Consider the following 12,447-nt stretch of genomic DNA (forward strand, 5'->3'; position numbering starts at 1 on the left):
GCCAACCCGCTCTCGTGCGGAAAGAGTGAAGAGGATAGGACCGTGTGGTACCTCTATAGTTACAAGGGTGTTTCTGCTAAATTAGACACGGCAGGGGATAGATAAAGGTGAAAAACATGCTGAAATCGTGACGACGTATCGACAACCTCCCTCTGTGTTGGCTATCTATAACCTATCGTCTTCCCGCCCAATGCTTCGACCCTTGTGTACCATGACGTCTACTCCACGGATTGTTCTGCTTAGTGCCCTTGCGGTGCTGATCGTGCTAACTGGATGCCGCACCTATGGCGGCCACGATACCGAAGCCCGCACCTATGCACAGATGCAGCAGGCGACGGATCGTTTTGCCGATGATTTGCGCAGTGCCGAGCGCGATTTGGAGGCCCTGCAAGAAGCGGCTGCCACCAATGAGGCGCTGGAGCGGTTGGCTGAGCGGTTTGAGGGGTTTGTGGAAACTCACCGTGAGCGCATTGACGAGCATGCAGCTATCGTAGACATGGTGGATGAGACTACGGCGTATCGCACTCTGCACATGCGCTACCACCAGATCATCACCGAGCAGCGGATGGTGAACCAGGCATATCGTCGCACTACCGAGTTGGTTTACGCCATTGTGAACGAAACCGATGTGCCTACCCAGGTAGCGCGTGAGTCGGATGCGTTCACGGAGCCGCTTATCTACCGTCAGCAGCGCAATGCGCCCGCGCTTACCATGCGCGATGTGCTGAATCCGTAGTGTGCAAGAAGCAGCCCCCGACTGGATGCAGCCTGGGGGCTTTCATGTCACCACATTCAGAGAAGACGTGCTTTCAGCGTGCAAGGGCTCGTACCGTCACAGCGTGTTGTGACGCCTCCAAAGCCCATGTAGCCGCCATCTCCTCAATGTTCAGCAGGCGCCGGGCGATCGAGCGGCCCTGCTCATTTCGGCTAGTCTATGCACACAACTCGAGATGGTGATAATCGTTGATCACGGGTTGCAATCTGGACTTGTTGTTGACTGGACTTGTTGTTGACGGGGTCATCAACGTATTGGCCAGAACGAGGGACGGCGCCCGCGGGACCTCGTGCGGCCGATGCCTTTTCTGGATCCTGGATCGCGCTCGCAGGCTCGCTTGCCTGTCCTGAACTCGATTCAGGATCTGGATGACGTTCGGCAGGGAGGCATTGGGGTTGAAAGGGAGCTTTCGTCTCCCAGCACCGTCCCCCCGACACGTCATCCTGAACTTGATTCAGGATCCATTCCCCCGACTATTCCCCCGAGCAGACGCCCAGATGGGTTCTTGTTGTAGGATCTAACAGCCTCTCATTGAACAGGCGGTGGAGGCAACCAACGTTAAATAAACAACATAGCGAAGAAAAAGTTATGTGCAAGGACTAGGCTCATTTCGGGGGAGATCGTTATTCACGGCGTTCACCGGTCCCGGACCTGATCCGGATCGCCATTCGCTCGTATCAGGACTTCGCTACGCTCAAGATGACACCGCTTGCAAGAAGCAGGTTGCCACTCACACCATTGACCTGTGACACACCACATAGCCGGTTGACGGAAGATATGTGAATGATCTAGGGAGAAGGCGTGAAGGTGCTGCAATTCGGAAGGCGAACAGGCAGCGGCATGCATTGATTAGGCGAAAGTTCAACGCCTGAAAGGAACTGAAAAACCAGAATCGGCGCATAAATAGAGCGGCATTCCTGAATTTCCCTCTGCGTACAGATCCCTGATTTTTATGACGCCCCGCGAATTTCTTAGCGTCTACGAGTACGACAAACGGATCATCCGCGGCACATACTTCCCAAGCCGTCCGCTGCCCATCGAAAAAGGCGACACGGTTGGAGTTGTGCTCATGAACTTGGGCGGTCCAGACACCCTGGAAGATGTAGAGCCCTTTCTCTACAACCTGTTCATGGACCCGGCTATCATCGACATTCCGTTGATTGGGCAGACCTTCGTTCGCGATTGGTTGTGTAAACTCATCGCATCGCGCCGGTCGGAGTTTGTAGAGGAAGACTACGAGATGATTGGGGGCGGTTCACCGATCAATCGTCTTACGCGCGAGCAGTCGAAAGCCCTACGTACGCATCTGAATCGGCACTACGGCCAGGCCGCCGGAGTGGATTTCAAGACGTACATCGCGATGCGGTACTGGAAGCCGTTTAGCGAAGACGCCATCCGCGAGATGAAAGAAGATGGCGTTGACAAAGTCGTGCTGCTGCCGCTCTATCCGCAGTACTCTAAGACCACAACGGGGTCGTCGCTTGTCTATTGGAAAGCGCTCGAAGAGGAGGGGACCCTGCCAGAGTATCCCACTACGACGGTCTTTGAGTATGCCACCAATCCAAAGTACATTCGTGCTCTTTCCGAGCGCATTGATGAGGGGTTGCAGCGCTTTTCAGCCGAGGAGCGCGAGTCGGTGCATCTGCTCTTTAGCGCCCACGGCACGCCGCTCCGCGAAATGAAAGAGCGTCGGGATCCCTACTGCTGCCTGGTGCACTCCACCGTAGACAAACTCATGAAGTATCGGGAGCACGATTACCCCTTCCATTCAGCTTTCCAGAGCAAGGTGGGCCCGGCCAAGTGGCTCACCCCCGCTACCCCCGACAAGCTGGAAGAACTGGCTGAAGACGGTGTCAGAAACGTGCTTGTCGTTCCCGTAGCGTTCGTCACCGACCATGTAGAAACCAGCTTCGAACTCGACATTGAGGTGCGCGAGGAGGCCGAAGAGTTTGGCATTGAACGGTACGAAGTGACCGCTGGGCTCAACAGCCATCCGCTGTTTATTGAGGCGCTGGCCGAGTCCACCATGGCACAACTCGATTATCCGGTAGATGTGAACAGGCTGCGGCACGGCGGCGACGGCGCTCCCAGTGGACAGTACCCGCTGCGTCCGCTCGACGAACTGCCTCGCTACTCGGTAGAAGAACGCAATGTGCGGTGCCCCAACTGTGACTGTGTCACTGAATCACGCTGCTGGGCCGAGGACCTGAGCGTGGTTGACCAGGTGGAGCCAGCCAAAGATGCAGCTGCTAACGACGCATAACGCCTTATGACTTGTCGCGACGCGCTGCTGCGCACGCTTGCCTCGATACCTACAAACCGATATGTGTTGGTGCTGGGGTGCACCGATGGCACCTACACAGCTCCGCTCTTACGGCTGGGGTTTCCGGTGCACGCATGCAGCCCTTCCAAAGATGCTGTACGCACAACCCGCACCGCCATCGCCGATCTGATGGCTGACCCCGCTGATACGGCGGAATGTGTGCAGCCGTGTACGCCGCCTGCACTCGACGATTATCCCGACTCGGCCTTTGACTGGGTGGTGGCGCCTCATCTCGACGCGGTGTACACCTCGGCCTCTGCCGATCCGGCTTTCGACGCTGTACAGCGCATACTCAAGCCCGGCGGATGGGCCCTGCTCGGCATTACCCCTGCAACTTCGGCGAATGCCTCCAGCACCAACGCGTGGCCCACAACCTCCGACACACTGGTTGCACGGTGTGAAGCGCACGACCTTCTTAGCAGTACCGCCCCTCAAATCAACGACGACGCCTCTCCAGAGCATCTCTATGGGTTGTTTCAGCGCGATCGATAGGAGGAGTCCACACATCCGGCATTCAGATCAGAGTCGCATGAAAGTCGCTTGTCGTTTCAACGCACTATGCGATACGCCGTAAAGGAGAACACCTCTTGGTTGTTTTCCAACAATATGCAGCAATATGACGGATCTACGCCCTCCCAATTCGAATCCTTCCTCCTCTGATGATGGCTACGAGCAAGGCGATGCTTTGCGCAGTGCATTCGAAGACCGGGATGATCGTGCGGCGGAGCTCTCGCTGGCCGATGTGCTCGACGATCCGGATGGCTGGGACTTAAGCCGCGAGGAGTATTGGAACTGGGTTGCCCATCTTATTCGGGCCGGACGGGCTCTGGATGAGCGTCTTAACGAGGTGTTGCATGAGGCGTATGAGTGCTCTACGTCTTTCTATAACTTGCGCAGTCGGCGCCGTTTACAGCAACTGATGATGGAGCTGGGACGCCTACAACCGCAGTTGCGCAATTTGGAGCGTGATGTGAAGGAGCTGGCTCTGGTTATCGCTGCCGACCCTGACACGCCCAACACCGACGCGGACAACTTCACGATGATCGTGCTCGACAGCGCCAATCAGACGTACGACCGAGCCTATCAACTGTGTCAGGACAAGCTTGCCACCATCCAGCAGGGGTGGATTACCGCCACCAACATGTTCTTAAGCATCGTCATGCTGATTGTGACTGTGCTTTTCTGGATGGAGTTTTGGGAGTAAGAAACACATCTCCACTCTGCCTGCTCCGGGCTTTGCAAGCGTCACCGAACGCTGTGTACATGGTTAGCGGCGTGCTTCCTGATCGCCGGGGACGCAAGCGGTCCCCGGCTATGGATTTTGCTCACATCGCACCATTTCTTAGAGCCCAGGATTAGGAGCAGAGGGGATTGGCACTGGGCCTAGCCTGCTCCGCCCCCCAATCAGTAAGAGCTTCCAAATGTGTCTACCCGGAACTCTTCATTTCTCCCACAACAGATCCCCCAAAATAATAATCATTACACTTTGATATTAAAGATAATTTCGAGTATGTTTGTTACTCGGTCTTAAAAGTACTAAAAGTATCGAGTGCAATGGGCGAATACTACATTGGACAGATCATCATGGTCGGATTCGACTTTGCTCCTAAAGGGTGGGCGCTTTGCGATGGCCAGCTTCTTCCCATCAGTCAGAATCAGGCACTCTTTACTGTGATTGGAACCCAATATGGCGGCAATGGCCAGACCACGTTTGGGCTTCCAGATTTACGGGGATGTGTGCCTATCAATCAAGGACAGGGACCTGGACGCACAGCACGGTCTGTAGGAGAAAGCGGCGGTGCAGAGCAGATCACTCTCACTGAACAAGAGATGCCTTCTCATCAGCATAGCGGGGTGCTACAACCCAAAGCATCCACCAAAACAGCCGATCAGTCTGATCCAACTAATCATTATCCGGCGGTGGAAGCTGAAGGACGGGAAACCGTCGATGGATACCATGAAGACCACGATACGCAAATGGGGGGCACGTCCTACACAACCAGCCGGGCAGGCATGAGCTTGCCTCATTCCAATATGCAACCGTATCTGACTATTAATTTCATAATTGCACTGTGGGGCATCTATCCCCAGCACAAGTAATCTCGAATGGCTACGTCCACATTCACCCGATTCAGCGAAATAAAATGGCTACAATACACGACCCGTCTTGCCACCAGGAAAGCGATGGTATAACATGCTCCGTTCACCTGAAAGACGGGCGCACCGTTGAACTTACCCAGATTCGCTTTACAGACAACAGTACCGAGCACGTCGATAGTTTTTCTGTTGTCTTTGAGGGGCCCGCCGATCCTGTCCTCGAACAAGGAACCTATCAGGTGGATCACCCAAAGGCAGAAACCGGACCCGTTTTTTTGGTCCCATTACACGGACATACCGGCCGCCCGCGGTACGAACTCGTCGTCTCCGTCCTGAATGACGCGGTGACGCAAGACATCTAAAACCGAGTCCTTGGAGTGCACTGCACACTACTGATACAATTATAGAGAAACGTGTTATGGTGGATAGATTGATACAGACAACATCGACATTGATGCGTGGTGTGAGTGCAGCAATCCTTGTGCTCCTTATGGGTGCGTATGTGGATTCGGATGCGCATGCACAGCAAACTCTGTTAGAATACGATATTCAGGGCATTACCGGATTTACGGGTACACAGCTTTCTCCCTCAACCACTGCCGCCGATGTGTCGGCTACAGGGATAAGCTTTCCGAGTAATCTTGAAGTGGACAACGGCTTCTGGGAGGATTTGAATGAAGGTTTGTTTCTGGTCAACTGGGATGACGGCGGGTTTGATATCAACAACAACTACATGGAGTTTACGGTGGAGGCTACTGGCGGTAAGGAGCTGGTACTGGATAACCTGACGTTGGGAGTAGGGCGGGAGTCAACAAGTACGATAGCCGGTCCGCAGGTATTCCGGGTCTATTCCAGCTTAGACGGCTACAGTACGCCTGTTGGTGAAGTGACTCTTCCTGAGCGCACGGGTGCTGGAGACCTGACGCAGGACATTCTGGATATCGATTTAGGGCCCGAATTTGACGGCATCGAGGACGTCACCTTTCGCATTCACGGGCATGAAGATGTAGAAATCGGGACTTTCCCTCCCGGCGGCGGTCTCGCCCACATTGATCCCAACGGGGCTTCCGGCAGTGCCGATATCGAAAATTTCTTTGGGGATGTTGAGGGTACTGGCTCCAATGTCATTCTTACCGGTACCGTATTCGATCCTGCTGAACTCACGCTCACGAATGCGGGCGTGTCTAATCTCGGGCAAACCTCGGTTACCTTTGGTGCTTCGATCCCTTCTGACGGCGGTCTGAATATTACCGAACGAGGTTTTGTGTATGCCGAAACAGCCGTTAACAGCAATCCACAGATCGGGCAAGCCGGTGTCACGCAGGTTCCCTCCGGTTCCGGCGATGGTGCCTTCAGCGAGGATATCACGGGGCTGAATGAAATCACCGAATACACCGTGCGCGCCTACGTGAACACCTCTGAAGAAGGCACCGAGTATTCCGATACAGTGCCCTTCGCTACCCTCGCGCCGGAACTGGCCCGCTTCGATATTGAGAATATCGACGGGTTTTCTGCTTCTTCACTGTCTCCGGCGTCAACCCATCCAGATATCATCTCCTCCGATCTAACCTACGCCACCAATTTGAGCATTGATGCGGATTTCTGGGAAGGTGCAGAAAGCGGTATCATGCTGGTGGACTGGGAGGAAAGCTGGAACCAGAACAATTCCTACTTTGAGTTTCAGGTAGACCCTGAAGACGGGAATGTCATGAATCTTACGAATATCACCATTGGGCTGGGAAGAGAATCCAGCGATTTTGGTGGTACCGGTCCGGCTACATTTCGCCTGTATTCCAGCATCGATGGCTTTAGCCAGGGCGATTACATCGCCGAGTTGGAACTGCCGGAGGTCGAAAATCGGCTGGTTGCCCAGCGTGTTATGAGTGTCTTGCTGGACTCACAGTACGAAGGGTTGGAAGATCCCGTCACCTTCCGGGTCTACGGCTATTCCGGTATTGATTTGGGATCAGACACCAATGCTCTCCCGGGGGGCGGTCTATCCAATATCACCTCGGAATACGAGATCACGGATAGTGGCGGAGAAACCTCAACGGTCAGCTTCGATGGCAGCGGGTCTGACGTAATCGTTTCCGGAACGGTAGAAACGCTTGCAGACTCACCCACCGTAAGCACCGCCACCCCCACATCCATCACCACGAACTCTGCCACCCTGGGCGGTAATGTTACCGATGATGGCGGGGCTGCCGTTACAGAAAGAGGGGTCGTGTACAGCACCGACCCGGATCCGGATACCGGGGATAATGTAGTGCAAATAGGTTCGGGTACAGGTAGCTTTTCTCAAAATATTACAGGTCTTAGTCCCGGAACCACGTATTACGTCAGGGCCTACGCCACCAATTCCGAAGATACGGCATTTGGTACCCAGCAATCGTTTACCACGCAGGTCAACGTGGCGTCCATTAATCGCCAATCACCATCTGAGCAGCTCACCAACAGCAGCTCGGTGGTATATGAGGTGAACCTGACCGGTCCAGTAAGTGGGCTTGGCACGTCCAACTTTAGTGTAAACGAATCAGGAGGGGTTTCAGGGGCATCCGTGTCCGAGGTGTCAGGCAGTGGCTCCACATATCAGGTAACTGTCGATACCGGCTCCGGTGATGGCAGCCTCAGATTGGATTTGGACAATACTACCGGAGTCAGCCCATCAATTACAAGTCTTCCATACACTGCCGGACAATCGTACACCATTGACAAAACAGCACCGGAAATCACCTCCATCACCGCTCAGCAAACATCGCCCACCAACGAAACCGATCTGGAGTTTGAGTTGGTGTTCAGTGAGGACGTACAGGAACCGGAGGCTGGGGATTTTGACATCACCAACGGCTCGTTCTCTTCCATCAGTGGCAGCGGCGATACCTGGACGCTGATCGTCAATCCGGATGATACCGATAGCGAAGCAACCATTACCGTAGACGTGCTGGAAAACGGTGTGGAGGATCTGGCAGGGAATGCACTTGGTAATTCTGCAACCGAAACGGTGGATTATGACGGTGTGCCGCCAACCGTAGCCCTATCAAGCAATGAGACCAGCCCGACCAATGCGGATCCGATTCCTGTAGAGATCGACTTCAGTGAGGATGTGACCGGTTTTGAGGAAGGCGATATCGTGGTTGATGGCGGTGCTGCCTCTGATTTCGCGGGATCGGGTTCCAGCTACTCGGTGGATATCACGCCCGATGACGACGGCACGATCACCGTGGATGTTGACGCAGGAGTAGCACAGGATGAGGCAGGAAATGATAATGAGGCGGCTTCACAGTTCAATATTGTATCCAACACCTCACAACCCACGGTAACAGTTTCTACCGATAATGAAACCACAAACCTGCCGGTTATCCCCATCACCATTACGTTTTCCGAAGAGATGGATGATTTCACCCACAATCACCTCAATGTAGATGGTGGTTCGGTGGACAGCGGTTCATTTGATGAGGTGAGTACGGGCGTATTCGAGGTAAATATTATCCCTCAGAATACATCAGCCGGACAAAATTATGATATCATTATAGATATACCGGAAAATGCAACTTTTGACTTGGCAGGCAATGGCAACCTTGCCAGTGATGATCTGGTGATCGACTATGATACTACTCCTTTAACTGTAGAAATTGCTTCGGATGAGGAGGAGTTTACCAACGAATCCTCTTTTGATGCCACCATCAGCTTCAACAAACCGGCTCCTGACTTTGCGATTGGCGATATTACGGAATCCAATGCCACGCTGAGCAACTTCTCCGCGAATGCCGAAGAAGATGAGTTCACCGTTACCGTGAGCCCGGATTCTGAAGGCGAAGTTACGCTGGATGTTGCCGCTGATGTAACTCAGGACGCCGCCGGAAATAATAATGAAGCTGCTCAGCAATTCAGTATTATTTTTGACGAGACCGCACCAACTCCGGTTGTCTCCACTACAGCATCATCCAATACCAACACCAGTCCTATTCCTGTGGAAATCGATTTTGGGGAGCCGGTGATAGACTTCACCCAATCACTGGCGGAGGATGCGATCTCCGCTGCAAGCGGCACCGGTTTTTCCATCGAAGATTTTGATTCCGACGCGGAAGATGAAGTATTCACGTTCAATCTTATCCCTGATGCGGATGACACCTTCACCATTGAACTGGCGGCAGATGTTGTTACCGATCGCGCAGGAAATGAGAATCTGGTATCGAATGAAATAGTGGTAACGTATAATACCAGCCGTCCGGAAATCACCTTCCGCGCCGTGGAAGAGGGTGGACAGATAACTGATGATGAACTCGAAAGTCCCACCAGTGCCGATTTCTTCACGCTGTTCATGGATTTTGGCGAAGAGCTGCAGAGCTTCAATCAATCTGATATCGGAGCCGATAACGCGAGCCTCGATAATTTCGCTACGGTTAACTTATCTGAGGGCATATATGAGGTAAGAGTTGAGCCGGATGCAGACGGAGAAATTACCATAACCGTTGCCGAGGGAGCAGTGCAGGATGTAGCGGGCAATGACAATGAGGAAGGCCAGTTTCAGATCACGTCTGACCGCGGCGCGCCAACCGTTTCGTCTATCGAGCGAGCAGACGGTGTTAATGACCCGACCAACCAGTCGCCCTTCGACATCGAGATCACCTTCAACCAGGAAATTGCGGATTTTGATGAGAGTGAGCTAAGTGTCACCAACGGCTTGGCCACAGGCTTTTCCACCTCGGACAATACCACCTTCACCGTCGAAATCACGCCTGACGATGTAACCACGTCATCCAGCACGCTGGAAATCGGCATTCCGGCTGGTGTGTTCACCGACCTGGCAGGTAATGAGAACGAGGCCGACAGTGAGAGCTTCACCATCGAATTCGGCGATACGCGTCCGACAGCGGAGCTGACGAGCAACGAGAGCGACCCGACCAACGCCGATGATTTTGAGGTGACGCTGACGGTCACCGAGATCTTTGGTCAGGCGGTCAGCAGCATTGATGCCTCGGACTTTGCACTGGATCGGGCTCAGATCACCGATATCGATGCCACCACCAATCCGGAATTCGTGCTGACGGTCGAGCCGCTGGAAGATGGCGAGCTTTCCGTTCAGCTGAATGAAAATGTGCTCTCTGATGCAGCCGGTAATCAGAACGAGGCCTCGAATGAGTTCACGATCACTTACGACAACACCACCCCAGAGGTCGTGATCAGTTCGGATGAATCGGACCCGACCAATGCAGACCAGTTCGAAGTTGAGTTCACCTTCGACCAGCCGGTCTTCGGGTTCGAGAGCGGTGACATAATTGTGGACAACGCGACGCTTTCCGATTTTGCTGGCAATGACGGTGATTTCGATTACAGTGTGATGGTGACTCCAGACGACGATGGACTGGTCACCGTGGATGTGCCGACTGGCGTGGCGGAGGATGAAGCCGGTAATGGCAATGAAGCCGCCGATCAGTTCAGCATTGTGTTTGACCAGACCGCTCCGGAGCCGGTTGTAAGCACCACGGCGTCGTCGCCGACCAGTACCAGTCCGATTCCCGTTGAGATTGACTTTGGGGAGCCAGTAGCTGAGTTCACCGGCACGATGGCCGAAGCAGCTGTGAGTCCTGAAGACGGTACGTCCTTCAACATCAACGACCTGTCTACCGACGATGAGGAGGTGTTCACCTTCAACCTCCTCCCCGATGATGACGATGTGTTTACGATCCAACTGGCCGCGGACGTAACCGAAGATCTCGCGGGCAACAGCAACGAAGCCTCGAACGAGCTTAGCGTCACGTTCAGCACCGCCTCGCCCGTCGTTACGACGGATCCGGCGTCGGATGTAACCTCCACGACCGCCGATGTGAGCGGCTCGGTCAACCCCAGTGGGTTCTCTACCGACGTGACGTTTGAGTACTTCGTGACGGATGATGGCGAAGGCACCGCCGAAACGGTGAACGCCGTTGAAAGTCCGCTCACGGGCGACACCGATCAGGCGATAAGCGCCTCCCTTAGCGATCTGCTGGCAGGCACCGAGTACACCGTCCGCGTGGTGGCCACCAATGAAAACGGGACGACGCAGGGCAACGAGGAGTCCTTCACGACGGAAGCGGCGAACATCACGGTATCCGATGGCAGCACCTACACGCCGCCGCCCATGACGCCTGGAACCAACGACAATCCGGTCGGCCGCATTGCCTTTGAAGCCGATGCCCCCGGCGCCGCACTGGCTGCCCTTACATTTACGCTTGACGGGGCCAACCAAGGCGTTGAGAGCATCGACCTCTGGGTATCAAGCAGTGATACGTTTGACGACGGGGAAGCCACTCAGGTGAAGACCAGCTCGCAGGACCCGTCAACCACAACGCCCGACGTGATCACATACGACTTCAACAGTCCGGCTGTCGGCACGTCGGCTACGTATGTGTTTATGACTGTGGATCTGGAATCGGGGGCCGTGGGCGATCTGCAAGCTTTTGTGGATAACACCGGTGACATCACATTCAGCGGCGGCACGCTCACGGGCGATCCGACCTTCCCCCTGATGCTTTCGGATACACCAGCCCCGCTTCCCGTGGAACTCACTGCCTTTAACACCGCAATCGCAGAAGACGGCGTGCATCTGGTCTGGGAAACCGCTTCGGAGACGAACAACGCAGGCTTTCACATCGAGCGGTTGGTTTCAGAGGCCGACGAATCCAATGCGGAGTCGCCAAAGCCGTGGGACACGGTTGATTTTGTGGAGGGCAGTGGCACCACCGACAGCCCGCAGGCATACAGCTTCCGCGATGCCGATGTGCCGTTTGGGGCAGAGACGCTCTCCTACCGCTTAAAGCAGGTGGACGTAGATGGAACAGCCACCTACAGCGACGAACGCGTTATCGAGATGCCCACCCCCGATGTCGTGCACCTGCACACGCCTTTCCCCAATCCGGCACAGCATCATATTACGCTGCGCTATGAGCTGCCCGAAGACGCTGAAGTCGAACTCCGGATTTACGACCTGCTGGGGCGCCAGATTGAGCGACTCGATCCAGGATCCGTTCGGAAAGGAGCAAGCGAGATGCAGGTGTCAACCTCACATCTCGCCCCCGGCTCCTACTTTCTGCGCATGCGTGTCGGAGCGGCTGTAGAAACGAGACGGTTCACGGTGGTGCGATAGCACGCACCAGCAGTGTATCAAGATGGAGCTATCGGCTTGAACCTTTTCCTCCGATCTGCTGCATTCTCGTATCGTGCCGATCGTCCCCAAAACCGATCATGCCGGTTGTGCAGGGATTCGCGCACG

General features: G+C 54.6%; 7 protein-coding genes. All 7 read left to right on the forward strand.

From position 1 onward, the window contains the following. The first annotated feature begins 211 nt into the window (after window positions 1-211). Entirely contained in the window at window positions 212-736 is a 525-nt protein-coding gene (locus tag ACZ5AL_RS04915) for a hypothetical protein (RefSeq protein WP_464512566.1), read from the forward strand. A gap of 991 nt (window positions 737-1,727) precedes the next feature. Beyond that, on the forward strand, window positions 1,728-3,038 hold the full coding sequence (gene hemH, locus ACZ5AL_RS04920) for a ferrochelatase (protein ID WP_464512567.1): 1,311 nt from the start codon (window positions 1,728-1,730) through the stop codon (window positions 3,036-3,038). A gap of 6 nt (window positions 3,039-3,044) precedes the next feature. Further along, entirely contained in the window at window positions 3,045-3,590 is a 546-nt protein-coding gene (locus ACZ5AL_RS04925; protein ID WP_464512569.1) for a class I SAM-dependent methyltransferase, read from the forward strand. Window positions 3,591-3,714: 124 nt separating this feature from the next. Further along, window positions 3,715-4,302 (forward strand): hypothetical protein, encoded by a 588-nt coding sequence (locus ACZ5AL_RS04930; RefSeq protein ID WP_464512570.1) that lies wholly within the window; start codon window positions 3,715-3,717, stop codon window positions 4,300-4,302. A 350-nt stretch (window positions 4,303-4,652) separates the two neighbouring features. Then, complete coding sequence (locus tag ACZ5AL_RS04935; RefSeq protein ID WP_464512571.1) at window positions 4,653-5,198, forward strand: phage tail protein; 546 nt, start codon at window positions 4,653-4,655, stop codon at window positions 5,196-5,198. A 44-nt stretch (window positions 5,199-5,242) separates the two neighbouring features. Further along, a complete protein-coding gene (locus tag ACZ5AL_RS04940) occupies window positions 5,243-5,557 on the forward strand; it encodes a DUF6916 family protein (protein ID WP_464512572.1) in 315 nt (104 codons plus the stop codon). A gap of 101 nt (window positions 5,558-5,658) precedes the next feature. Continuing rightward, window positions 5,659-12,321 (forward strand): Ig-like domain-containing protein, encoded by a 6,663-nt coding sequence (locus ACZ5AL_RS04945; protein WP_464512574.1) that lies wholly within the window; start codon window positions 5,659-5,661, stop codon window positions 12,319-12,321. The last annotated feature ends 126 nt before the right edge of the window (window positions 12,322-12,447 follow it).

It is taken from the genome of Natronotalea proteinilytica, from assembly GCF_055379935.1.